The following is a 23,584-nucleotide window of genomic DNA, read 5'->3' as shown; positions in this document are numbered from 1 at the left end:
AAAAGACAAAATTTTAGTACGCAAAAGTAAACAAATGTATTTACTAAAATGGCAAAAGGTATAGTCTACATCATGTTACACACGAAAAACACGTGGAAAATCTTTATTTGAAATAAATAGACTTTATAAACCAACTTGAAAATGCTGATATAAAAGGGTATAGACCCATAAAATCATGAAAACACTGAAAAGATAGAAAGATTTTCAAACAATAGAAATCTTCTAAAAATATCTCTCAAAAAATGGAATTGGTTTTGACCATTTAATACCTATTTTTCAAATAACTTGATGTAATAGCTTTAAATTAAGGACCAAAAAGCCAAAAACTATATTGTTAAATTTATAACAAAAGTTTAAATTTGTTTTAATTTGCTTAATTTTGTTAAAAAGGCTGTTTTTTTTCTGAAAAAATGATATTATGTAAGGGTTCACATGAAGGGTGAGCTCTATTAAAGCGGTTTATTTAGAAATTATTCTATTTTTATTGTCAATCGATCATAAATGGGTGGTCAAAGTAAGCGCTTTAATGACATAAAAATAAAGGAGGATTAAACATGGTTGGAATTGTTATTGCAAGCCATGGTGACTTTGCCGACGGTATCAAGATGTCTGGTTCAATGATTTTCGGTGAACAAAAAGATGTTCAATCCGTTACATTACAACCCGACATGGGTCCTGATGACCTAAAGGCAAAATTGGAAAAAGCTGTTTCAGCTCTTGAAGATCAAGAACAAGTTTTGTTCTTAGTTGATCTCTGGGGAGGAACACCTTTTAACCAAACAAATGGTTTGTTCGAGGCACATAAAGACAAGTGGGCTATCGTCGCTGGTCTTAACTTGCCTATGTTGATTGAAGCTTATGCTTCACGTATGTCAATGAATTCTGCACAAGAAATTGCTGCACATATCATTGAAACAGCCAAAGAGGGTGTTAAGGTTCGTCCAGAATCTCTACAACCTAAAGAAGCTAAAGCTGCTCCAAAACAACAAGCTGTATCAGGTGGTAAACCTGGTAAGATGAAGTATGTTTTGGCACGTATCGACTCACGTCTATTGCATGGTCAAGTTGCTACTGCATGGTCTAAGTCGGTTGTCCCAACACGTATTATTGTTGTTTCAGACAACGTTGCTAAAGATGATTTGCGTAAACAATTGATTATGCAAGCTGCACCAGTTGGTGTTCACGCACACGTTATCCCAATCGATCAAATGATCAAGATCGCCAAAGATGACAAACACTTTGGTGGCGAACGTGCACTATTGCTTTTCGAAACACCACAAGATGTTAAGAGAGCAATCGACGGGGGAGTTCCATTGAAGACTATCAATGTTGGTTCAATGGCTCACTCAGTTGGTAAAGTTCAACCTAATAAAGTTTTGGCTTTCGGTCAAGATGATATCGATACATTCAAGGCTATGGAAAAGGAAGGCATCAAGTTTGATGTTCGTAAAGTTCCAACAGACTCAGAAGATAACCTTGATAACATCATGAAGAAAGCTCAAGACGAGTTGAATAAAAACAAATAAATTTATATATGTTTAAGAAATAAAACGGAGGATTAATAATCATGCAATTAAATGCTATTCAGATTATTCTTGTCGTTTTAGTATCATTCCTAGCTGGTATGGAAGGTATCTTGGATGAATTCCATTTCCACCAACCAGTTATCGCATGTACTTTAATCGGCTTAGTTACAGGTAACTTGTTACCTTGCCTTATCCTTGGTGGTTCACTACAAATGATCGCCTTAGGTTGGGCTAATATCGGTGCTGCCGTAGCACCTGATGCTGCTTTGGCAGCTGTTGCTTCAGCTATTATTCTAGTTCTTGGTGGTAAAGGTCAAGCTGGTGTTGGTTCAGCTATTGCTATCGCTGTTCCTTTGGCTGTTGCCGGACTACTACTAACAATTCTATGTCGTACTCTTGCAACTGGTATTGTTCACATCATGGATAAAGCTGCCGAAGAAGGTAGTTTTAGAAAGATTGATTTCTGGCAATATGTTGCTATCTGTATGCAAGGTCTACGTATCGCTATCCCTGCTGCAATGATTCTTGCTATCGGTGCTGGTCCCGTTAAGGGCTTGCTAGATGCTATGCCTACATGGTTGACAGATGGTTTGTCAATCGGTGGTGGTATGGTTGTTGCTGTTGGTTACGCAATGGTTATCAATATGATGGCTAGTCGTGAAGTATGGCCATTCTTCGCTATTGGTTTCGTACTTGCAACAGTTACAGATCTAACACTTATCGGTCTTGGTGCTATCGGTATTTCTATGGCGCTCATCTACTTGAAATTATCTAAATCAGGTGGTAATGGCGGTTCATCAAATGGTGGAGGAAACTCCAATACAGGTGATCCAGTCGGCGACATCATAGATAATTACTAATAGGGAGGAACTCATAAAAATGGCAGATCAAGTTAAAATTTCTAAAAGAGATAGAATCTCCGTTTGGTGGCGTTCAACATTCCTTCAAGGTTCATGGAATTACGAACGTATGCAAAACGGTGGCTGGACTTATTCATTAATTCCAGTATTGAAAAAATTATATAAGACAAAAGAAGATCGTGCTGCTGCATTGAAGCGTCACATGGAATTCTTCAACTGTCACCCATATTTAGCTTCACCTATTCTAGGTGTTACTATGGCCTTGGAAGAAGAACGTGCAGGCGGTGCTCCAATCGATGACGTTACTATTCAAGGTGTTAAAGTTGGTATGATGGGTCCTCTAGCTGGTATTGGTGATCCTGTGTTCTGGTTCACTGTTAAGCCAATTATTGGTGCCTTAGCTGCATCACTTGCTATGACTGGTAATATTCTTGGACCAATCATTTACTTCGTTGCATGGAATGCTATTCGTATGGCCTTCATGTGGTACACACAAGAACTTGGTTACAAAGCCGGTTCAAAGATTACAGAAGACGTTTCTGGTGGTGTTCTACAAGACATCACAAAGGGTGCTTCAATTCTAGGTATGTTCATTCTAGGTTCATTGATCAACCGTTGGGTTGTTGTTAAATTCACACCAACAGTTTCAACTGTTAAACTAGATAAAGGTGCTTACATTGACTGGTCACATCTACCATCAGGTGCTCAAGGAATCAAGGAAGCTTTGATCCAACAAGGCGCTGGTCTTTCATTGACATCTCACAAAGTAACAACATTGCAAGATAACTTGGATCAATTGATCCCTGGTTTAGCTGCTTTGCTTCTAACATTGTTCTGCATGTGGTTACTAAAGAAGAAAGTTTCACCAATCGTTATTATTCTTGGTTTGTTCGTTGTCGGTGTTGTCCTACACGTACTTCACGTTATGTAATAATTCGAAACTTTCATTTTGGGGTGAACTCTTTAGAGTTCAGCCCCTTTTTTGATAATAAATAAGTTCAGACGTATAATACGATTCAGGAAGTTAAAGGAGTAGATTTTAGATGGTTGAATCAATCAATACGAAAGCAGATCTAGTTGAAAAAGCTACCTCTCATTTGGGAATGACCGATTATGGCAAAATCATGATTGGAGATAAGGGCTTTGAATTTTATGACGACCGTGACGTTAATAACTACATTCAAATTCCTTGGAGTGAAGTGGATCTAGTTATCGCTTCAATTATGTTTGGTGGCAAGTGGATACCACGTTTTGCACTTCAAACTAAGAAGAACGGAACTTTCTCGTTTTCTTCACGTGATCCAAAAAAGGTTTTGCGTGCAATTAGGGTCTACATCGAACCGGACCGTATTGTACGTTCGTTGAGTTTCTTCCAAGTTGTGGCGCGGGCTTTCAAGCGTAATCCTAATAAGAAGAAAAAAAATAAAAAGAAGTAGAAATATAAAGAATATTATTGGAATTGTGGTGTAACGCCGTTACGATTCTAGTAATGTTCTTTTTTTGTGCCAAAGAGTATATTTTGTAATAAATTAGAACTTAATTTTGGAAAAAGTGACTAGATTGTCTTATTTTATAGATAGTAAAAAGACAATCTAGGTGATTGAAATGGATAGAGAATTGAATTTTGAAAGAAAAATCAGTTTTGAACCATTATTGATCAGTATCTTTTTTGGTATCGTCGTGGCGATTATCGTTTATGTGATTTTTCCAACGATGCCAATTTTTGCTTTAACTGGTGGAATTTTAGCTTTTGGAATAGATAGCTTGGTGATTTTTCCTAAGTCATTGGAGAAATTTTATGACTATTGGAGCGTCGATGAAACTGGAATTTATTATTCAGATTATGACACTTGGTCAAAACAACTACTGGCAATCTTTTGGCCTGCAAAAAAGCAGCTGCAAAGGATTTCTTTTGACCAGATCAAGAGTTTTGCAATCGTCGACGGCAAGACCGTTATGAACACGCAAAATCCTGTTGGTGGGGAATTAAACTATCCATTAGCTCGTAAGACACATTGCTTAATTGTTAGTACCGATAATAAAAATATTTGTTTACGTTGTGCTTGGACTAATGATGAATCACCAGTATCTGAAAATGAGCTAAAAAGATTAATTAGTTTTTTAAATTCAAATATGTAAAAAAGACGAGTATCCATTGGAGATGCTCGTCTTTTTCAAACAAATAAATTTTTTGAAATACGGCTTTGAAGGGTAAGCTCTACAAGGAAGATAACAGTGTTTTCATGCAGAACAAGTATTTCAACGATTAAAGAATACTTTATCGAACGCGTTTCATGTCAAGAGATTTTTCTATATAATTTACTTAAAAATAATTAAAGGGGATTTTATGAGATTATTCAAAAATAACATTGTAAAAATTATTGTGGCCAGCTTGATTTTTCCCGTTACCTTGACAATCATTGGTCTGATTTTGAGTAAACAGTCAGTTAACAGCTTTGCTCAGGCGTTAGCAGATTTGGTGGTTTTCTTGGTTGCTTACTTGTTGAATCGACAATACTTTCAGGAAAAAGTTTTCTGGTTTAATCGAAAGAACGGTCTAGCACAGTTATCAACTGCTTTTCCGGCCTTGATTATCGTGGCTTTTTTGAATTCACCGGTCTTGTTGGTAAATGATTTTCAAGTTAAATTCCAAGTGATTTTGATTTGTTTATTAGTCGGTTTAGCTGAGGAATACATTTTTAGAGGTTTGTTGATTGGGTTATTTTTGAAAGTTAATCACAATAATGCTTTTGGCGCTGTGATAGGTTCGAGTATTTTGTTTGGCTTGATTCACATTACAAATTTAAAAGCTTTGCCATTTGGCTATGTTTCAGCACAGATGATCTTTGCGGCAGCAATTGGGATTTTGTTTGGAACAATTTACATCAAAACCCATAATTTAGCGATTGTCATAGCTTTGCACGCTTTTCGAGACATGTTCCCAATGTTTTCTAATAAATTGATGCAGCAAGCTTCACAGACTAGTTTTACCATGGCTAGTTTGTACGTCATGATCGTTTTCTTAGGTATTGCTTTGTTCATTGCATACATTCAACTGCAAAATTTTGAAATAAAAAAAAGCTGATATTATTCAGCTTTTTTTAGTCTAGTTTGAGTGGTTGAGTACTATCTAACCAAGCATTTGTCTGGATGTTCTTGAAGTACATCGTGACTTCAGAAGTGGTGTCGTTGACTTTTACTAATAATGCACCGTCAAAACTCTTACCGGGTAGAACTTGACCATTGTTAGTAGAATTAATCAGACTAGCATTGTCGCCAGTTGCCGTAGTGGGACTTAATTGTTGGTCATTTTGTTTGAGCATGATGGCATTGTTTTGGACTTGTTGAGGAACTTCGTTGCTATTGGTTTTGTTAGTGTAATTGTATTTGACCATCAAAGCAGCGTCGCCATTGGCATCTTTGATCAACTTAACCTCATTAGAAATTTTGAATGTGTACCAATCAGTATCGTAGACTAAATCATTGTAAGTTCCAGGATTTTGAATCTTAACTTCTTGTTTTGGTTCTTCTTGCTTTTGAACTTTTTGTTCTGGTTGTTCTTTGGTTACCTTTTCGGCTTTGTTAGCTTTTTTGGTCGTTTTTTTCTTTTTAGTAGTTTTCTTTGGCTTAACTTTTTCAATTTTGTGAGTGGTTTGTTCGGTGCTTTCGTTGTTGCTATTATTAGAAAAATTGACTTTCCAAATAATAAATAGACCAATTATGATAACTAAAATTAAAATAATTGAAATTAAGAATGATTTCTTTTTATAAAATGGTTGTTTTCTGCGTCGAAATGCTTCACGAGTCATACGAGATCTATTGTTGTTATTTTCCCTTTTCATAAATGTTGGCTCCCCTGTGAATAAATCGTTACGTTTATAATATCATAATTAACTCTTAGGAATTAATTATCAAAAATATGCTTAGTTTTTTTTAAACAATACAATTTTTACATAGAGTGTTGAACTGCTATTTGAAAAGTGGTATAAATATCTGGTCGAAGTTAATGAGATAGTTATTTTGCATAGAAGGGGGTCACAATGATGTTGTTTTTTGGTAATCATGGCGATTATGAAGTTACTTGTAATTTTTTGAGCAAAGAAGGCCAAACAATTGCTGAGAAGCGCATTTGTCACAATACTTCTAAGAAAGAAGCACGTGACGGTATGAGAGACTATATTACAAATAGATTCTCTGATATCATTGATGTAGCTCATCCCATTAAAGTTGTTGCTAAGCTAACAACTAAATAGAAGGATAATATAAATTAAGAAAGGCGAGGTTTTGAGGAACCCCGTCTTTTTTTATACTTTTTTGTAGTTATTGATTATGATAGATAAGGAGGCAAAAATATGGATCACGAAAAAATAACTGGTAAACGTTTCTTTTATGTTACGGCTTTGAATATCATTATTACGATCACTGAATTCGTTGGTGGCTTTGTTTCAGGAAGTCTTGGCTTGATTTCTGATGCTTTCCATAATTTGGAAGATTCCTTGTCGATTGTTATTTCATACATTGCCAATGTGATTGGTCAAAGAAAGAACAACGCTAAGAAGACCTTTGGCTATAAGAGAGCAGAAATTTTAGCAGCTTTCGTCAATTCAATTGTGTTAGTCATTATTACCGTGATGATGGTCTTTGAATCGTTTAAACGTTTGAATCAACCACAGCACATTGATGGTAAATTGATGATGATCGTATCGGTTATTGGTTTGCTTGCCAATCTAGTTTCAATGCTGATGTTGATGTCGGGCTCAAAACATAATTTAAATATCAAGGCAACGTTTTTACATATGCTGACTGATACCTTATCTTCAGTGGGTGTTTTTGTGGCATCTATTTTTGTCATTTTATTCAATTGGAATTGGGTCGACCCGGTAATTACAATAGTTATTGCCATTTGGCTCTTAAAAGAAGCTTACACAGTCGTTTCAGAGACTATCAACATCCTTATGGAGGCCAGCCCAAAAATCGATTTAACGACAGTTGAAGCAGAAATTATGACAATCCCTGAAATTGTTCGGGTTCATCACATGCACGTTTGGATGATCGATGAAAATCACATCATGCTCGATGCTCATATTAACGTTTTGAAAAACTGCAATATGAAAGAGTTGGATTCTTTGTACGATCAAGTGGATCAATTGCTGCTCGATAAATTCAATATTACTCATGTGACCTTACAGGCAGAGTGTTCTAGAGGTCTTGATAATTCATTGATCGATTAATTTAGAAACCAAACTGTGCTAAGATTAGAAGGTAATTTTATATGAAAGTTGGGAATGTCATAATATGGTAAAACTTGTCATGGTAAGACATGGAGAGAGTATTGCTAATGCTTTGAATCAATATACGGGGTGGAATGATGTTGATTTGACGCATGAAGGTGTAATGCAGGCACATGAAGCTGCAAAAAAGCTCAAAGGTTTTTATTTTGAACACGTACATACATCAGTTTTACAGCGTGCTATTAAGACAGCCTATATAATTCAAGATGACTTAGATCTTAATTATGTGCCAATAACTAAAACTTGGCGCTTAAATGAACGTCACTACGGGGCCTTGCGTGGACTCAATAAGGATGACACGAGAAAAGAATATGGTTTGGAACAAGTTCACTTGTGGCGTCGAAGCTTTTATTCAGTCCCACCGGCTTTGAGTAAACCAGATCCTACGACCGGTCCTTACAAGTATTTTGATCAAAATATGATGCCAGTTGCAGAGAGCCTTTATGAAGCTTATCAAAGAATAATCCCTTATTACGTTGATCACGTGGCTCCTGGTCTCTTGGATGGCAAGAATCAATTGATTGTAGCTCATGGAAGTACGATTAGAGCCTTGATCAAATACATTGAAGGTATTAGTGATAAAGATATCGATGGAGTAGAAGTAGCTAATGGAACTCCGTTGGTTTATGATTTTGATGATAAATTAAATATAATTAATGATAATCGTCAACGCTATTAACAATGATTTTATACAAATAAAATGATTTTTCGAAATATCTGGAAGTGCTTGCTAGTCTTAGGACAGCTATGAATGCACTTTCATTTTTTTTGCCTTTTTGAGAGAAAATGCTTTCTTTTTTCAAAATATGTTGTAAACTATTTAAATGGTCTAGATGAGTTTCACACATTTTTTTGTGCCAAAAGGACTTATTTAACCAAATTTGTTCGTAATAATATTCATTTTTTGTCTGAGTAATAGAACTTGTATGATGAGAAACATAGTTCCTTATATATGAAATATTTGCCACGTTAAAAAAATAATTATTACTAATATTCGTTTGCTGAAAAGGAGTTTGCTATGAATATTTTAATTGCTTTAATACCAGCTTTAGGTTGGGGCTTCATGCCAATTATTACTGGAAAAGTGGGTGGCTCTCCAGTTAACCAAATGTTTGGTATTGGTGCTGGTGCTACTATTGTCGGTTTGATTTCTTACTTAGTTACTCAACCGAGCGTTAGTGCACAAGCATTCTGGTTCTCCGTTTTATGTGGGGCCTTGTGGACGATCGGTCAAATCGGTCAGTTCATTTCTTTCAAGCGTATCGGAGTATCTGGTACAGTTCCACTATCAACTGTTTTTCAATTAGTTGGTAATTCAATTATCGGGATGTTGATTTTCGGTGATTGGAGCAGTGCTCACGCTAAGATTATCGGAATCGCTGCCTTGTTGATCGTTGTAGTTGGTGCGTTATTAACATCAGTTACCGACGGCTCAACTTCTCAAAAGATGGAAATCAAAGATGCGTTATTCCTTCTATGTACAACAGTTGGTTTTTGGATCTATTCTTCATTTCCTAATATCTCAATCGTTAAACATGAAAGCAGTACTGGAATTTTCTTACCTGAAATGCTAGGTATTTTGTTAGGTGCCATCATTTATGCAGTATTTACAGATCGTAGTTCATTCAAGCAAAAGCAACAATATCAAAACATTATTGCTGGTATTGCTTGGGGAATCGCCGCTTTTGCTTATATTTTCTCAGCTAAAGCTAACGGTAATACTTCGGCCTTTATCTGGACACAATTAAACGTTGTGATCGGTACATTCGGTGGAATTATCGTCTTGCATGAACACAAGAGTCATCGTGAATTGACTTATACGATTTTAGGTATCGTCTTGATCGTTATCGGTAGTGTTGCTACATCATTTGCATCTTAATATAACAGCTGATCAGTTGATTGGCTGTTTTTTTGTGCTGTTGTAGAAAAATGTATTCGCTTCCATTATAATGGGAAATAACTCAACCTAGGAGGAATGATTTTGATCAAACATATTTTTTCCGATATGGATGGAACTCTTTTACAAAGCAATTGCAAAATCAGTGAAAAAAACGTCCAAACTATTAAAGAAAGTCAAATTCCGTTTACATTAGTTTCGGCGCGTTCACCAATGGAAATGACCGAAGTCATTGATAAACTTGATTTAGACGAACCACAAATTGGCTTCAACGGTGGTTTGATTTTTCAAAAACAAGGCCAAGGTTTGAAAATTCTCAGTGAACATACATTGAATATTGATAGCGTAAAGAGAGTGATTGCTTTAGTTGATGAGCAATTTCCTAAAGTTAGTCGCAGTTTTTACGATGTTGATACTTGGTACGTTGATAAATTCGACAAAGGTGTCAAATATGAGCAAAAAATGGGTGGACAAACGCCTAAATTAGTCGATTATGTTTCTTTGTTAAAACAACCGGACGTAAAAGTCTTCAAAATTATGTTGTTATCATTTGATGTGATTGAAATGAAACAATTGATTGAAAAATTAGAATCAATCAACACGGGAGATATGAGTATTAAACAGTCTGGCGAATATTACCTCGAAATCACCAGTCATTTGGCTCAAAAGTCACGTGGCATCAAATACATTCAAGACTTAGAAAAATTGCTTAAAAAGGATATGGCGGCTTTTGGTGATGGCTTCAACGATTTATCAATGCTAGAAATGGTCGGAACGCCAGTTGTCATGGATAATGCTTTAGAAGGCGTGAAGGAATACGGTAAGTACATCACGAAGAACAATGATGAAGATGGCGTCGCCTACGGTATAAAGAAGTTTCTTCAAAAATAACTAAAAAAGGTCTTACTAGAAAATTAATTCTGGTAAGACCTTTTTTAGTTAAGCTTTAGTAGCTTTTAAAATGTGATGTTGTAAATATTTAGATTCGCCATAGCCAGTATTGATAAAGGAGAACTTTTGAGCGTTGTAAATGAAGTTGACTCGATCTTCGCCGTAAAACTTATCGATGGTTAAATCAGTGATCTCTGAAAAAGGAATAACGATATGGCGCAAGGTCTTCATGCCTCTGACTAAGGTCATTGATAGTTTATCTTTTCCAAACTCATAATCAACATAGCCCTTGAATGTTTCTGAATTGCGTTGAGTAATTTGAATATAAGTGAACATAATAATCACTTGCTTCTTTCTATGATTTGAATTGATCAATGACAAACAAATTAATATCGTTGATTAATTACAATTATATTTAGTTATTAATAAATTAAAAGATTGTTACCCTTTTCTATGACAAGTTGTCTATTTCAGAGCAGTTTCTTTGATGTCATGAGGGATAAAAGGTATTTTTAATTTAAATTTATTAATTAAATAATAAATTACTAGGAATTTAAAAGTAGGCGATTAAGATGGAAAAAAGTTTTGCTAGAAAATTAAATTGGAAACCATTGTTGAATAGTTTGATCTTCGGAGCCGCTATAGGTTCTTTTGTATATATTATTTTTAGACACGATTTGACTGCAGGTATAATTTGGGGTCTAATCGGATTTTTCATTCAAAGTATGGTGATTTATCCACGGTATTTGCCTAGTCTCTATGGACAATGGAAAATTACTGAAGGAAATGTTTCTTATTACGATTACAGTACTTGGACGAAACGTATCAAAGCAATCTTTTTGCCATTAGCCAAGAAGCAAAAAGCAATTTCATTCGATGATATTTTGTCCTATTCATTAGTCGTAACCAAAAAGTCTAACAAGTGGACGCCACATTATATTATTTTGAAAGTCGATGACGGACATGACGTGGCCTTAGACTTATCTTGGAACTTGTTGAAGTCAGGGGCTCCACAAAAGGACGTCGAGTGGGTAGTTGACTTTATTACTAATAAGCTAAATCAAAAGACAGTCAAAGTTTTGCAAGCATAGAAAAAAGCCCTCACAACAATTGTGAGAGCTTTTTGTTATTCGTCGTCATCGTCATCAATTTCGCCGTCGATTTGAATATCTTTCAAAGCGGAACGATCTTTTCTAACTAGACGTAAACGGTTGAGTGAAACTTTGCCTAGAACTAATGGTACACGCTCTTCGACAACGTCACTGTATGAAAGTCCAAACCAGTTAGCAGGTGAAATGAATTTTTGCAAAATCAATCTCATGTGGATAATACTCTTATTCAAACTACTGATCTTAGTATCTGGTGAGATAACCTCTTTGATAATAACAAACGAGAAGTCACCAACTTCACGATCTGGAATAGTTGTATATTTCTGTGGCTGTGGCTTGATTTCACCATTTGACATCATGTCATTAACAACTTGACGAAGGTAAACATTAACTTTTTGATCAACACGGAATCCTAAGTACAATTGGACGCTGACCATGTAGTCTGTATCGAATGTTTCAACGCTATAAGCGGCTGTATAAGGTTCATCGGTAACGTTAACTGTTACGAACCAGTAAACCTGAGCACGCTTAGGACGTTTATCAAGAATTGAGTAAAGAATGTTTTTCTTGATACGATAACCGTCATGAATCTTAGTTAAGTAAACTAAGTTAGTTGTATATAGTGGGTAACTAGGATCTTTTCTCAAGTCGTTTAGTTGATGCTTGAAAGCAAGCAATGAAACGAAGTGACTTCTAAACGTATTGTCATCCTTGAGTCTTTCGCCGTATCTCCAAACGAACATAACGAGAATAAGTAAAGCAGCAATGAACATTGTAATGTAAGCACCGTGGATGAACTTGCTACTGTTAGTTACGAAGAAAATACTTTCAATGACGAAGAAGAAACTAATGATAACGGTAGTAAATAGCCGGTTAGCACGTTTCATCAACAACCATTGATGCAAGAGGATCGTAGTCATTAACATAGTGATAGTAATTTCTAGACCATAAGCATTTGACATGTTTTCTGAAGTTTTGAAATAGAAAACGATGAATAGACAAACGACCCAGATAATTGAGTTAACAGTTGGGATATATAATTGACCCTTGAAGTTTGTAGGATAATAAGTCTTCAAACGAGGGAACATTCTCAACTTCGTAGCTTCGGATACCAAAGTATATGAGCCAGAAATCAAGGCTTGAGAAGCGATGATAGCTGCCATAGCTGATAAGAAGATTCCAAAGAGTCTAAAATCGGCTGGAATAGATTGGTAGAACGGATTCATTGAAGAACCCATTTGTTGCAAGGTGTGGTTGTCGCGAACGCCGATTATCCAAGCAGCTTGACCTAAGTAACTGAGTAATAAACAAACTTTAACGAAAGGCCAACTAGTATAAATATTAGGGCGCCCAACGTGTCCCATATCAGAATACAAGGCTTCAGCACCAGTAGTAGCCAAGAAGATACTACCTAAGATGAAAACACCTCTGATGTTGATAGGGCTTCTGAGCAATTCAAAAGCGTAGTAAGGATTCAAAGCACGAATGATAGTCCAATCAGATGATAGATTGAAAATACCAATCGCACCTAAGAAACTAAACCAAATCAACATGATAGGACCGAAAGCACGTCCGATAAGTTGTGTCCCAAATCTTTGAATAAAGAAGAGGGTCGACAAAATAATGACCGTTACGATGATAACCTGGTTTTGAGTACTGATCAGCACCATATTGTTGATCTTAATACCCTTTAAACCTTCAATTGCCGCTGTAACGGTAACCGCTGGGGTCATCATACCGTCGGCTAAGAAAGTTGCTCCACCAATCATGGCTGGAATAATCAACCATTTAGCACGTTTTCTAACCAAGGTGTAGAGGGCAAAGATACCACCTTCACCACGGTTATCAGCACGTAAAGCAATCAAAACATACTTGATTGTCGTTACCAAAGTCAGTGTCCAAAAAATTAGTGAAACACTACCTAAAATAAAATCAGTGGACATTTTTTCTAGTCCGCCGTTCCCAACCATCAAAGAGTGCATAACATATAGAGGAGATGTACCAATATCCCCATAGACGATTCCTAAAGCAATTAAGAATCCGGCTATGCTCATCTTTGAATGGGGGTTATTTTTCAAAGAATTCAGTTGTGTCTTTTCCATATAAATAATCTCCAAAATTAAACAGTTCAACCGCGATTATAACATTGAAATTGATAGTATGAAACCACATAATTTTGGTCTAGTGAGATTCCATATATATCAAGGCATTTATGAACTTTTGGTACTATTTGTGAATCGGAACGATCAATGATGAATCTTCTGTTTGAACTGTGTATTTAATATCTTGATTACCACGAACCGTCATTTCAAAATCAGTAGCGTAGACGATCAATCCCAATTGATGTCCCTTTAATAGCTTGTAGAATGTTGGCTGTAATTCAACACCCACATTATAGAAAACATCTGGTTTTAGTTCATCTACTTTATAATTATTTTCTCGATTTTGTAAATTGAGGTGACCTTTAGAAATCATCTTGAAAGGAGTCTCTTTACCATAAGTAAATTCACGTAAATCATCTTCGCGCCAATCAAACGTTCCTGCCAAACTATTTTTGGAAAGAAGCGTAGGTGAAACTGTTAGTCGTTTAGCTAATCCGTAGTCGACTAGTTGGAAACTCAAAAGACCAATATTTTGGCTAGAAGAAACTTTTAAATTAACTAACGTTTTACCGTCAATCGTTAAATCGTCATCTAAAGGTGCGCTCTTAAAGAGCAAACGATTCTTAAGCAACTTCTCATTAGAAGATAATAGTTCATTTTCCCAAGTATCGTTATGCTTAGCGTAAAAATCAAAGGACTTTTTGTCTAATTGATCATTGAAAGATAATTCTTGCTTTACAGGTTGTCCAGTATTTAATTTATCACTTGATAAGCTGTATTTGATTTGTTCGTTATCATTATTAGCCCAGTCTTGATAAGCGTTCCAAGTTTCAGTCTCGGTGTTGTCTTGGATAATAACATTAGGGATAATTTCTTTAGCTTGATTGTCCACGCCAAGTAATTCATGAGTGAGCCAGAGGTTGATAATATCGTTATAGTCGATAGATCTGAAAGCATTGATGTAGATATGTTGACCTTGGTGCAAAATCAGTTTTTGTGTAACGCCGTTATGCTTGATGCCATTCCACAGACGTTCGACATTTCTTGGCTTAACGTTCCAGTCATTGAGACCGTGAACCATGAAGACATCAGCAGTGATGTTTTTGAAATCTTTATGATAATTTCTAGCGTCCCAGAAGGTGTTGTAATTACCAGTTGTTCGGTCTTGTCCCTGATTGATTTTTTCAATTTGCTTATTCCAAGTATCTTTAACATTGTGGAAGTCACCAGGTTGAAGACGACGACTGAAGGTTTCTTCAGCTAACACGTCGGCATCTTCACCAGGAAAACCACCGGGAGCAATAACGAGACCACCGTCACGATAATAGTCGTACCAACTAGAAATAGCAGCTTCACTGATAATTGTCTTTAGTCCGTAAACCCCAGTTGTAGCAGCGGCAGTAGCTAGAGTTCCTAAGTAAGATCTACCCGTCATAGCGATACGTTTGTTTGACCACCAAGCCTTGATTTCAATATTGTCGATTCTATTAGTGAAAGCAGGTAGTTCACCGGTTAGCCATTTGATGATAGAAATTGTAGAAGTAGTTTCATCAGGGTCACCAGTTGTTCTTAAACCTTCAGAATCTTTAGTTCCAATACCTGCCATGTAAACGACCGCGAAACCACGAGCTAGGAAGTAATCGTTCATGGTATAAGAACTCTCACGAGAGAAATCTTCTTCGGCACGTTTAGTCTGACCGTTGACTACTCGTGAATGTGGTAGCTTGGTTTCAGGAGCGTGGTATTCGATATCGTTGTATTGTAAGTTGTTAGGTTCTTTATGCTGAAGCGTTACGTTGACGTTATGAGTTAACTTTTCGCCTGTTTCGTCGTTAGTTCCTTGATTGTATGGACTAGCGGTATAAAGGACTGGGACTTTTAGACCATTTTCAGTGGCTTGGGGACGTAATATTTCGGCTTTTAGTAGGTCTCTTTTACCATCATGATCGGTGTCTTGAGGAGACTCTACATAAACAACTTCACGAATTAATTGATGTGGATCAAAGACAGGTAGGGTTTTGCCGTTGAATAATAGTGGGTGGTTGACCTTGCCATAGAATCTTATGAAAAAGCCCTTGGTAGCTAGAAAATCAATGAAAGTTTGACCATTTTTATTGTGAGTAGCTAATAGCCAATACCAAGCGGATTTTAATTCATCGACTGAAAAGAAGTCGGTGTTGTGATCAGCAATCATCAATTGGATTTTTTTCATTGCACCCAAAGGATCGCTGAAATTGAAATCTACGTCTGGATTGAATTTTAATAATTGTAAAGCGACGTTATAAAAAGCACTGACAGAAACATTAGTTGCGGAATCTAAGTATTCATTCAGATTCAAAGATTCGGTTGCCATATAGGTTTTTAATTTTTCCTCAAAAGCTGAAGATGTTTTGGCTTCTAAAAAACTCTTACTTAAGAAACTTTTCCATAATTTGATAGGGTCGGTCTCTGATTCGTTATCTTTATCCAGAAAACCGATTGTTTCAAGTTCAACCAGCTGATCTTTGTATTCAGTTGGACGAATTGCAAATTGATTATTTTTCATACAGACAACTCCTTCTTCGATATTAATCTCATTATAAGACAGTGAAAGGGTTTTACATAGGTATTACGATAGAATTTAGGTACACAAAAACCCCGCTAGAATATTCTAACGAGGTTAAATTACTTAAAAATTAGGCAAGAGCACCCATTGGATCCCAAGGAGCAAGAACTTTAGGTTCTTTAGATTCCTTTTCAAAAGTATCCTTTAGGTCTTCTGGCAAGTACTTCTTGTTGATAACTAGTTGATAAACGTATTCGTCAAACCATGAGTCGCTCATGACAAAGTAACCTTTGTTTCCGACTTTTTCGCCCCATGAGTTTTCGACTTTCCACTTCAATGGATTGCCGTTTTCGTCTAGGTCAACACCAGTGATAACCATAGCGTGAGTCATCATACTTTCGATGTAGTCAAGACGTTCTGCCTTAGTCATCTTCAAATCTGTATTTAGTAAGCCTTCAAGGTCATAGATGTTTGTGTCCATGATACCGATCTTACGATCAGAACTTTGACCAACATCACTACCGAACCAAACTGTTTCACCGGCTTGAAGTTGTTTGATAGCAAGTTTCTTGAAGTCATTGATTTCAAGATTCAAGTGACGAACTTGACGACCGCCAACGACATTGCCAAGCATTTCAACGGTATAAACGTGATTGTAAGGCTTGTCAGCTGTTGGAGCGTTGATAGTTGAGATATAGCTGTCTAAGTCCCAACCAACGTATTTCTTGAAGAATTCTTGAGGTGTAATGCCAACTTCTTTGTGATAATTCTTATCGTCATCACGGTAAGCCCAGTCGAATTTTGTTGGAGGAACACCAACTGTGTAAACTAAAATCTTGTAGATTTCGCTTAGTAATTCGTTCTTCTTACGTTCGATATCTTCTTCTGATTTGTTGTCGTTAACTAAGTTACGTAGGATAATAGCACCTTTACGTAATTTCTTGTTAAGAACGTTATTTAGTTCAGATGAGTTCTTACGACTGAAAGTATCTGGCATAACGCTCTTAGGAACTAGTCCATATTTTTGAACAAGTGCCATGACCATATCCCATTGACCACCGTCTTGTTGAGGTGTTGTCATTAAGAAGTCAACTTTACGGTCACCTGTTGGAAGCGCAGCAGTGTTGATGACATTTTCGAAGAAGTAGTTAGATTTTTCTAGCTTATCCCAGAAAAGCATGTAGCCTTGTGATAATTCAAAGCCCTTGATCTTAAATTCATTTTGGACAGGGTGTCTCATAGTATTCAAAGCAGCGAAGACCCAGCAGAGTCCAGAACGCATTTGATCAGCAACTTTACCAGTATCTAGTTCAACTGAGAAAGTTGGATCCATAGCAATTTTAGATTCGATAGTTTCACTTGATTTGAAAAGTCCGTTGTTGATTACAGCGTTTTTGATAGCTGCTGAAGCGGGTGTCTTTTCAAATGCTGTTTGAAAATTAGTTAAATCTGATGATGTAATTTCTTTAGTCATGCAATATTCTCCTCTGTTTGAAATTTATCTGATATTATCGATTACTTTTGGACCATCCTCGTAACCGACGATAATAGTATTAACTATATCAAGAAATAGACCATGTGCAACTATTCCAACTTGATGATCTAACCAATCGGCTAGAAGATGAGGGTGATTGATCGTACCAACTTTTAAGTCGATGACGTAATTTTTGTTGTGAGTTAGGACACGTTTGCCATTTTCATCGAGACGAAATTCTGGCTTTAAGTCTTCCTTTTGCAAGTCTTCAAAAGTCTTCTCGCAACCGAATGGAATTACTTCCAAAGGTAGTGGGAAACTGCCTAATGTGTCGGCCATTTTTGATTGGTCAACGATCCAAATATTTTTAGTTGAGTTAGTAGCAACCATCTTTTCTAACAAGTGGGCAGCACCGCCACCTTTGATTCCTTGATAGTTTTTGTCGATTTGGTCAGCACCATCAATTGTTAAGTCGATGTGGTCAACGTCGTTCAAATCTTTAGTTGGAATGCCAAGAGATTGAGCTTGTTTCTCAGAACGAGATGAAGTGGTTACGGCAACGATATTTTTGATCTCGCCACTTTGATATCTCTTGCCCAATTCTTCGATCATGTAGTAAACGGTGGAACCTGTACCTAGACCAACTACGGTATCACTCTTGATATAGTCGACTGATTTAACACCAACGGCTTTTTTTAATTCATCTTGATTCAACTAATTTTCCCCCTTCAATAGCTCTTGGTAATTGTCTGCTAAAAGAAATCTGATTTCTGGCTTCTTTTCAAAAGCAGCTTTGGCATATTCACAAACTGGCACTACTTTGAGACCCTTTAAGTCAGAAAAATCCAACATAGCGTTTAGAAGTTTGCCAGCTAGACCTTGACCTCGATAATTGTCGTCAACGTAAGTGTGATCGATTGAAACGACACCATCTTTAACGGTTGAATAAGTGATTTCACCAATCATTTTGTCGTTGTCTTCAAAATAGAAACGACCGTCCTCATGTTTCATTTCCATATAATTACCTCCTGCTAGATTAATTTAATTTTATATTACTCTATTATAAGTAGAAAGTCAGTGTAATGAATAGTTTTATAGCGCTTAAAATGCTATTATTTTAGTTATCTAATGCTGAAGGAGTTTTCGATTTGACAAAAAAACGTGGATTTGAAATTGTGAAAAAATACGAGGGACAAGGTATTAATTTGCCAGTTCGTCAGACTAAAAACGCTGCTGGTTATGATATAGAAAGTGCACAGGATTTCGTGGTACCTTCTATCTGGAAATTTGGAGTTTTAAATGTTTTGAAATTTATTTTGAATAAAGGTAAGATGGACGACTCAAAACTTGCTGAAATTCAAAAATCAATCAAGCCGGTTTTAGTTCCAACTGGTATCAAAGCTTACATGCAAGATGATGAAGTCTTGATCATTGCCAGTCGTTCGAGCAATCCTTTGAAACGTGGACTTTCGATTCCTAATGGTATTGGTGTAGTTGACGCAGACTACTATAATAATGATAGTAATGAAGGTGAATTGTTCGTTCAATTGATCAACTTTTTCCCAATGGACTATAAGGTCAAAAAAGGTGAAAGATTAGCGCAAGGAATTTTCATTAAATATCTTACAACCGATGATGATGAGGGTGGATTGAAGAAACGCCTTGGTGGATTTGGTTCTTCAGGAATATAATAAGAAAGGAACTATTTTATTGGCTAAAGCTAAAACAAAATTCGTATGTCAAAACTGTGGTTACGTCTCACCAAAATATTTAGGGCGTTGTCCTAACTGTGGCGTTTGGAATCAAATGGTCGAAGAAGTCGATCAAGCAACTGTCAAAGCTAGTGCTACACCTAGTCGTCGCGTGAGTGATTTGGAATCTAAACCAGTTAAGATTGGGGATGTCTCATTTGAAAGAGAACCTCGTATCAAGACTGATATGGACGAACTAAATCGAGTACTCGGTGGCGGAATCGTGCCAGGGTCTTTGATTTTAATTGGTGGAGATCCAGGAATTGGTAAGTCAACGCTTTTGACCCAAGTTTCGGGACAACTTCAAAAGACCGGTGGCAAAGTTTTGTACGTTTCTGGCGAAGAGAGTGCTTCTCAAATTAAGATGCGTGCTGACCGTTTAGGTATCAAAGGCGACAACTTATACATTTATCCACAAACGGATATGAGTTATATTCGTCAAACAATCGATGATATGAAACCAGACTTTTTGATTATCGATTCTGTGCAGACGATGGATGAGCCAGAGATTTCTTCAGCGGTCGGTAGTATTTCGCAGATTCGTGAAGTAACGGCTGAATTGATGAACATCGCTAAACAGCAAAATATTACCGTCTTTGTCGTTGGGCATGTGACTAAAGGTGGCGCTATCGCAGGACCAAAGATTTTGGAACACATGGTGGACACGGTTTTGTATTTTGAAGGTGACACTCATCACAGTTATCGAATTTTACGTTCAGTCAAAAACCGTTTCGGTTCGACTAACGAAATCGGTATTTTTGAGATGCGGACCAAAGGACTAGTTGAAGTGGCTAATCCTTCAGAAATCTTTTTAGAAGAGCGTTTAGCTAATGCCAATGGTTCTGCAGTGGTAGTTTCAATGGAAGGAACGAGACCAATTTTGGTTGAAATTCAATCCTTGATCACACCAACTGTTTTTGGGAACGCCAAGAGAACAGCAACCGGATTAGATCATAATCGAGTTTCCGTTATCATGGCGGTACTAGAAAAACGTGGTAATTTGATGCTCCAAAATCAGGATGCTTATTTGAAATCTACTGGTGGCGTAAAATTAGATGAGCCGGCAATCGATTTAGCTTTGGCGATGTCAATTGCTTCTAGCTATAAGAATATGGGTATCCCTGGAACTGACTGTTTCGTTGGTGAAGTTGGTTTGACTGGTGAAGTAAGACGAGTCAATCGAATCGATCAACGAGTCAATGAAGCTGAGAAATTAGGTTTCAAGCGAATCTTTATTCCTAAGAACAATCTTGGCGACTGGTCCAAAAATAATAAGATTCAAATCATCGGTGTCAGTACCGTGTCAGACGCTATGAACAAAATATTCTAAAAATTAAGGAGGTTTTTATGCGAAAGATTGTAATAAATATAATTTTTGCTTTGCTAGGTATCGCAGTTGGTATCACGGTTTTACCTAGCTTGTGGGAAGTTTTCGGTTTAGCAGGAATTGCTTTTATCAACAACGGCTATTTTGACGGACTTATTGGATGTATTATATTTTATTTCTTGTCGTTCTTGTTTGTTAAACCAATTATGGATTTGAACCAAAGGATTGAAAAATATCTAAATTCTAGATCTCCCGGTTGGATCATTTATGGTTCAACATTTCTAATCGTAGGTCTAGTTTTGGCTAACATCATTTCGATTCCGTTTTACATGATGCACAATATGTTTTCTAATGTGATTCCGGTAATCTTGATGATTGTCTTTGGCTGGATTGGTTTTCGAATGGGAACTAGTCGTCGAAATGACTGGACTAATTTTTCCATCACGAAGCGAAACAACAATAATAAGACAAGTAATGATAAAAACGACCAGATTGCTGCTGAAGGTGAAGTAACTCGTCGTTCAGCCAAAAAAGAATTTTATCCATATAAGATTTTGGATACTTCAGTAATCATTGATGGTCGAATTCATCAATTAGCTGAAACAGGATTTTTGGAAGGGAAGTTGATGATTCCGGACTTTGTTGTTCATGAATTGCAACTGATCTCCGATTCCAGCGATAGTCAAAAGCGTGAACGTGGACGTCGTGGTTTGGACATTTTAAACGAAATGAAGATGGATCAAACTATCAATTATGAAACAACGACGCGAGATTATGATAATATACCAGAAGTTGACATGAAATTACTTAAATTAGCCAAAGAAATTGGTGGTGCCGTCATGACAAATGATTATAATTTAAGTAAGGTAAGTGAATTTCAAAATGTTCAAGTACTTAACATTAACGAACTAGCCAAAGTCTTGAAACCAATGATTTTGCCAGGAGAGGCAATGACTGTTAAAGTTATAAAAGAGGGTACTGAAAGAGAGCAAGGTGTCGCATACCTAGAAGATGGTACGATGGTCGTTGTTGAAGAAGGTAAATACTTCATTAATAAAGACGTCGAAGTCATCGTAACTAGTGCATTGCAAACTGATGCTGGTAAAATGATATTTGCAAAACCTAAACATTCAATACATGGTATCCAGGAAAAGAGTAGTGCCAAGGAGAATTCAAACAACCACAACGGCAACAATAACCATAATAGTGGCAATCACAACAATGGAAATCGCAACCGTAACAATGGCAACCGGAATTCAACTAAAAACAACTCGAGAAATAAAAGGGGAGAACACAGAAATGGCAAAAAAGTCAGATAATAAAATTCGTGTAAGATATGCACCAAGTCCAACAGGTCACTTGCACATTGGGAATGCTAGAACAGCTATCTTTAACTACTTGTTCGCACGTAGTCACAAGGGAACTTTCGTTATCCGTATTGAAGATACTGATACAAAGAGAAACGTTAAAGGTGGAACAAAGAGTCAACTAGAAAACCTAAAATGGCTTGGCGTTGATTGGGATGAAGGTCCAGATGTCGGTGGTGACTATGGTCCATATCGTCAATCAGAAAGAAAAGAAATTTATCAAAAATACATTGATGAATTACTAGAAAAAGGCTTGGCTTACAAATCATATCTGACTGAAGAACAACTACAAGCAATGCGTGAAGATCAAGAAGCTCACGGACAAATGCCTCACTACGAATACGAATTCGAAGGTATGTCTGACGAAGAAAAGGCTGCAAAGATCAAAGAAGCAGAAGATGCTGGTGTTCAACCAGTTGTTAGATTCCACGTACCAGTTGGTAAGAACTACGAATGGGACGATATCGTAAAGGGTCAAGTTTCAATCGGTTCAGATACTATCGGTGGCGATTGGGTTATCCAAAAGCGTGATGGTATGCCAACTTACAACTTTGCGGTTGTTATTGATGACCATTTGATGGAAATCAGTCATGTTCTTCGTGGTGATGACCACGTTGCTAACACACCAAAACAATTGATGATTTACGATGCCTTAGGCTGGGAAGCTCCAAAATTCGGTCACATGACATTGATCATTAATACTGAAACTGGTAAGAAGTTAAGTAAACGTGACGAATCAATCCTACAATTTATCGAACAATATCGTGAATTAGGTTACCTACCAGAAGCTATGTTCAACTTCATTACACTTCTAGGTTGGTCACCAGTTGGTGAAGACGAATTATTCACTCGCAAGCAATTCATCAAGATCTTTGACGAACACCGTTTGAGTAAATCACCTGCCAAGTTTGACCAAAAGAAACTAGAATGGGTCAACAACCAATATGTTAAACACGCTGATGTTAGTGAAATCACTGACTTAGTACTTGCTAACTTGATTGAAGCAAAACGTGTCCAAGAAAACCCAAGCACTGATGAAATTCAATGGGTAAGACATTTGACAGAACTTTACATGCCACAAATGTCATACACTCAACAGATCGTTGACTTGGCTGATGTTTTCTTTAACCAACCAGAACACTTAACAGATGACGAACAAAAAGAATTAGCTGACGATGATGCTAAGACTGCTATTGAAGACTTGAAAGGCAAGTTAGAAAAATTGCCACGCTTCACAGCTACTCAAATCATGGCAGCTATTCAATCAGTTCGTGCTGATACTGGTGTTAAGGGTAGAAAACTTTACATGCCAGCTAGAATCGCTGCTACTAGAACAATGCATGGTCCAGCAATTGCTGAAACTATCGAATTGTTTGGTAAAGAACAAGCTCTTGCAAATATCGACAAGACTTTGTCAGAAATGAACTAGAGTGTATAAAAACTA

At 36.8% G+C, this 23,584-nt stretch carries 23 protein-coding genes; 16 read left to right on the top strand and 7 right to left on the bottom strand.

Annotated elements, in window-relative coordinates:
• Positions 1-554 precede the first annotated feature (554 nt).
• From LF20184_RS10015 to LF20184_RS09990, 6 genes are all read left to right on the top strand, one after another.
• Complete coding sequence (locus tag LF20184_RS10015) at positions 555-1,526, top strand: PTS sugar transporter subunit IIB (RefSeq protein WP_010018634.1); 972 nt, start codon at positions 555-557, stop codon at positions 1,524-1,526.
• Positions 1,527-1,567: 41 nt separating this feature from the next.
• Positions 1,568-2,386: a PTS mannose/fructose/sorbose transporter subunit IIC gene (locus LF20184_RS10010; RefSeq protein ID WP_010018635.1), complete on the top strand. Its 819-nt coding sequence runs from the start codon at positions 1,568-1,570 to the stop codon at positions 2,384-2,386.
• 19 nt (positions 2,387-2,405) lie between these two features.
• Entirely contained in the window at positions 2,406-3,317 is a 912-nt protein-coding gene (locus LF20184_RS10005; RefSeq protein ID WP_010018638.1) for a PTS system mannose/fructose/sorbose family transporter subunit IID, read from the top strand.
• Positions 3,318-3,429: 112 nt separating this feature from the next.
• Positions 3,430-3,822 (top strand): DUF956 family protein, encoded by a 393-nt coding sequence (locus LF20184_RS10000; RefSeq protein WP_056945143.1) that lies wholly within the window; start codon positions 3,430-3,432, stop codon positions 3,820-3,822.
• Positions 3,823-3,991: 169 nt separating this feature from the next.
• Positions 3,992-4,525: a hypothetical protein gene (locus tag LF20184_RS09995; protein ID WP_056945142.1), complete on the top strand. Its 534-nt coding sequence runs from the start codon at positions 3,992-3,994 to the stop codon at positions 4,523-4,525.
• Between the two features lie 208 nt (positions 4,526-4,733).
• On the top strand, positions 4,734-5,471 hold the full coding sequence (locus tag LF20184_RS09990; RefSeq protein ID WP_056945141.1) for a CPBP family intramembrane glutamic endopeptidase: 738 nt from the start codon (positions 4,734-4,736) through the stop codon (positions 5,469-5,471).
• A 16-nt stretch (positions 5,472-5,487) separates the two neighbouring features.
• Here the strand turns inward: LF20184_RS09990 and LF20184_RS09985 are convergent, their stop codons facing one another.
• Positions 5,488-6,228, bottom strand: a complete 741-nt coding sequence (locus tag LF20184_RS09985) for a DUF5067 domain-containing protein (RefSeq protein WP_010018643.1) — start codon at positions 6,226-6,228, stop codon at positions 5,488-5,490.
• A gap of 198 nt (positions 6,229-6,426) precedes the next feature.
• Here LF20184_RS09985 and LF20184_RS09980 point away from each other — a divergent pair, with 198 nt between their 5' ends.
• From LF20184_RS09980 to LF20184_RS09960, 5 genes are all read left to right on the top strand, one after another.
• A complete protein-coding gene (locus tag LF20184_RS09980; RefSeq protein WP_235699452.1) occupies positions 6,427-6,639 on the top strand; it encodes a hypothetical protein in 213 nt (70 codons plus the stop codon).
• A 99-nt stretch (positions 6,640-6,738) separates the two neighbouring features.
• On the top strand, positions 6,739-7,617 hold the full coding sequence (locus LF20184_RS09975; protein ID WP_010018645.1) for a cation diffusion facilitator family transporter: 879 nt from the start codon (positions 6,739-6,741) through the stop codon (positions 7,615-7,617).
• A gap of 64 nt (positions 7,618-7,681) precedes the next feature.
• A complete protein-coding gene (locus LF20184_RS09970) occupies positions 7,682-8,356 on the top strand; it encodes a 2,3-bisphosphoglycerate-dependent phosphoglycerate mutase (protein WP_010018646.1) in 675 nt (224 codons plus the stop codon).
• Positions 8,357-8,695: 339 nt separating this feature from the next.
• Positions 8,696-9,556 carry a GRP family sugar transporter gene (locus LF20184_RS09965; protein WP_010018648.1) on the top strand — a complete coding sequence of 287 codons (861 nt, stop codon included), beginning with the start codon at positions 8,696-8,698 and terminating at the stop codon, positions 9,554-9,556.
• 102 nt (positions 9,557-9,658) lie between these two features.
• The gene (locus LF20184_RS09960; RefSeq protein ID WP_082607429.1) at positions 9,659-10,465 is read left to right on the top strand and encodes a Cof-type HAD-IIB family hydrolase; all 807 of its coding nucleotides are present in this window, start codon (positions 9,659-9,661) and stop codon (positions 10,463-10,465) included.
• A gap of 48 nt (positions 10,466-10,513) precedes the next feature.
• On the opposite strand, the gene LF20184_RS09955 is transcribed toward LF20184_RS09960, so the two are convergent.
• Positions 10,514-10,801 carry a hypothetical protein gene (locus LF20184_RS09955; protein WP_010018650.1) on the bottom strand — a complete coding sequence of 96 codons (288 nt, stop codon included), beginning with the start codon at positions 10,799-10,801 and terminating at the stop codon, positions 10,514-10,516.
• Between the two features lie 236 nt (positions 10,802-11,037).
• Between LF20184_RS09955 and LF20184_RS09950 the strand changes: the two genes are divergently transcribed.
• The gene (locus LF20184_RS09950) at positions 11,038-11,556 is read left to right on the top strand and encodes a hypothetical protein (RefSeq protein WP_010018652.1); all 519 of its coding nucleotides are present in this window, start codon (positions 11,038-11,040) and stop codon (positions 11,554-11,556) included.
• A gap of 35 nt (positions 11,557-11,591) precedes the next feature.
• Here the strand turns inward: LF20184_RS09950 and LF20184_RS09945 are convergent, their stop codons facing one another.
• The 5 genes from LF20184_RS09945 to LF20184_RS09925 all read right to left on the bottom strand — a co-directional run bounded on the left by LF20184_RS09945 (position 11,592) and on the right by LF20184_RS09925 (position 18,712).
• The gene (locus LF20184_RS09945) at positions 11,592-13,676 is read right to left on the bottom strand and encodes a KUP/HAK/KT family potassium transporter (RefSeq protein WP_010018654.1); all 2,085 of its coding nucleotides are present in this window, start codon (positions 13,674-13,676) and stop codon (positions 11,592-11,594) included.
• 124 nt (positions 13,677-13,800) lie between these two features.
• The gene (locus tag LF20184_RS09940) at positions 13,801-16,221 is read right to left on the bottom strand and encodes a Xaa-Pro dipeptidyl-peptidase (RefSeq protein WP_010018656.1); all 2,421 of its coding nucleotides are present in this window, start codon (positions 16,219-16,221) and stop codon (positions 13,801-13,803) included.
• Between the two features lie 130 nt (positions 16,222-16,351).
• Positions 16,352-17,695 carry a C1 family peptidase gene (locus tag LF20184_RS09935; protein ID WP_010018657.1) on the bottom strand — a complete coding sequence of 448 codons (1,344 nt, stop codon included), beginning with the start codon at positions 17,693-17,695 and terminating at the stop codon, positions 16,352-16,354.
• 24 nt (positions 17,696-17,719) lie between these two features.
• Positions 17,720-18,409 (bottom strand): ribose-5-phosphate isomerase RpiA, encoded by a 690-nt coding sequence (rpiA, locus tag LF20184_RS09930; protein ID WP_010018658.1) that lies wholly within the window; start codon positions 18,407-18,409, stop codon positions 17,720-17,722.
• Positions 18,410-18,712, bottom strand: a complete 303-nt coding sequence (locus tag LF20184_RS09925) for a GNAT family N-acetyltransferase (protein ID WP_010018659.1) — start codon at positions 18,710-18,712, stop codon at positions 18,410-18,412.
• 131 nt (positions 18,713-18,843) lie between these two features.
• Between LF20184_RS09925 and LF20184_RS09920 the strand changes: the two genes are divergently transcribed.
• Genes LF20184_RS09920 through gltX form a run of 4 tightly spaced genes read left to right on the top strand, consistent with a single transcriptional unit; the run spans position 18,844 to position 23,569 of the window.
• Positions 18,844-19,386 carry a dCTP deaminase/dUTPase family protein gene (locus tag LF20184_RS09920; protein ID WP_010018661.1) on the top strand — a complete coding sequence of 181 codons (543 nt, stop codon included), beginning with the start codon at positions 18,844-18,846 and terminating at the stop codon, positions 19,384-19,386.
• A gap of 19 nt (positions 19,387-19,405) precedes the next feature.
• On the top strand, positions 19,406-20,776 hold the full coding sequence (gene radA / locus LF20184_RS09915; protein WP_010018662.1) for a DNA repair protein RadA: 1,371 nt from the start codon (positions 19,406-19,408) through the stop codon (positions 20,774-20,776).
• Positions 20,777-20,793: 17 nt separating this feature from the next.
• A complete protein-coding gene (locus LF20184_RS09910; protein WP_010018663.1) occupies positions 20,794-22,092 on the top strand; it encodes a PIN/TRAM domain-containing protein in 1,299 nt (432 codons plus the stop codon).
• Positions 22,073-23,569: a glutamate--tRNA ligase gene (gltX, locus tag LF20184_RS09905; RefSeq protein WP_010018664.1), complete on the top strand. Its 1,497-nt coding sequence runs from the start codon at positions 22,073-22,075 to the stop codon at positions 23,567-23,569. The genes LF20184_RS09910 and gltX overlap by 20 nt, the downstream gene beginning before the upstream one ends.
• Positions 23,570-23,584 lie beyond the last annotated feature (15 nt).

The sequence above is a fragment of the Companilactobacillus farciminis KCTC 3681 = DSM 20184 genome, from assembly GCF_002706745.1.
Taxonomy (GTDB): Bacteria; Bacillota; Bacilli; order Lactobacillales; family Lactobacillaceae; genus Companilactobacillus; species Companilactobacillus farciminis.
The sequence above is the reverse complement of the archived record's forward strand: the minus strand, read 5'-3'. Positions and strand labels throughout refer to the sequence as shown.

What these genes read in the sequence shown, in the direction of transcription:
- LF20184_RS09910 (WP_010018663.1), top strand. Translation starts at nt 20,794, where the DNA reads ATGCGAAAGATTGTAATAAATATAATTTTTGCTTTGCTAGGTATCGCA.
- LF20184_RS09970 (WP_010018646.1), top strand. Translation starts at nt 7,682, where the DNA reads ATGGTAAAACTTGTCATGGTAAGACATGGAGAGAGTATTGCTAATGCT.
- LF20184_RS09940 (WP_010018656.1), bottom strand. Translation starts at nt 16,221, where the DNA reads ATGAAAAATAATCAATTTGCAATTCGTCCAACTGAATACAAAGATCAG.
- LF20184_RS09980 (WP_235699452.1), top strand. Translation starts at nt 6,427, where the DNA reads ATGATGTTGTTTTTTGGTAATCATGGCGATTATGAAGTTACTTGTAAT.
- LF20184_RS09945 (WP_010018654.1), bottom strand. Translation starts at nt 13,676, where the DNA reads ATGGAAAAGACACAACTGAATTCTTTGAAAAATAACCCCCATTCAAAG.
- LF20184_RS09955 (WP_010018650.1), bottom strand. Translation starts at nt 10,801, where the DNA reads ATGTTCACTTATATTCAAATTACTCAACGCAATTCAGAAACATTCAAG.
- LF20184_RS10005 (WP_010018638.1), top strand. Translation starts at nt 2,406, where the DNA reads ATGGCAGATCAAGTTAAAATTTCTAAAAGAGATAGAATCTCCGTTTGG.
- LF20184_RS10015 (WP_010018634.1), top strand. Translation starts at nt 555, where the DNA reads ATGGTTGGAATTGTTATTGCAAGCCATGGTGACTTTGCCGACGGTATC.
- LF20184_RS09935 (WP_010018657.1), bottom strand. Translation starts at nt 17,695, where the DNA reads ATGACTAAAGAAATTACATCATCAGATTTAACTAATTTTCAAACAGCA.
- LF20184_RS09990 (WP_056945141.1), top strand. Translation starts at nt 4,734, where the DNA reads ATGAGATTATTCAAAAATAACATTGTAAAAATTATTGTGGCCAGCTTG.
- LF20184_RS09985 (WP_010018643.1), bottom strand. Translation starts at nt 6,228, where the DNA reads ATGAAAAGGGAAAATAACAACAATAGATCTCGTATGACTCGTGAAGCA.
- LF20184_RS09925 (WP_010018659.1), bottom strand. Translation starts at nt 18,712, where the DNA reads ATGGAAATGAAACATGAGGACGGTCGTTTCTATTTTGAAGACAACGAC.
- LF20184_RS10010 (WP_010018635.1), top strand. Translation starts at nt 1,568, where the DNA reads ATGCAATTAAATGCTATTCAGATTATTCTTGTCGTTTTAGTATCATTC.
- gltX (WP_010018664.1), top strand. Translation starts at nt 22,073, where the DNA reads ATGGCAAAAAAGTCAGATAATAAAATTCGTGTAAGATATGCACCAAGT.
- LF20184_RS09965 (WP_010018648.1), top strand. Translation starts at nt 8,696, where the DNA reads ATGAATATTTTAATTGCTTTAATACCAGCTTTAGGTTGGGGCTTCATG.
- LF20184_RS10000 (WP_056945143.1), top strand. Translation starts at nt 3,430, where the DNA reads ATGGTTGAATCAATCAATACGAAAGCAGATCTAGTTGAAAAAGCTACC.
- LF20184_RS09995 (WP_056945142.1), top strand. Translation starts at nt 3,992, where the DNA reads ATGGATAGAGAATTGAATTTTGAAAGAAAAATCAGTTTTGAACCATTA.
- LF20184_RS09950 (WP_010018652.1), top strand. Translation starts at nt 11,038, where the DNA reads ATGGAAAAAAGTTTTGCTAGAAAATTAAATTGGAAACCATTGTTGAAT.
- LF20184_RS09975 (WP_010018645.1), top strand. Translation starts at nt 6,739, where the DNA reads ATGGATCACGAAAAAATAACTGGTAAACGTTTCTTTTATGTTACGGCT.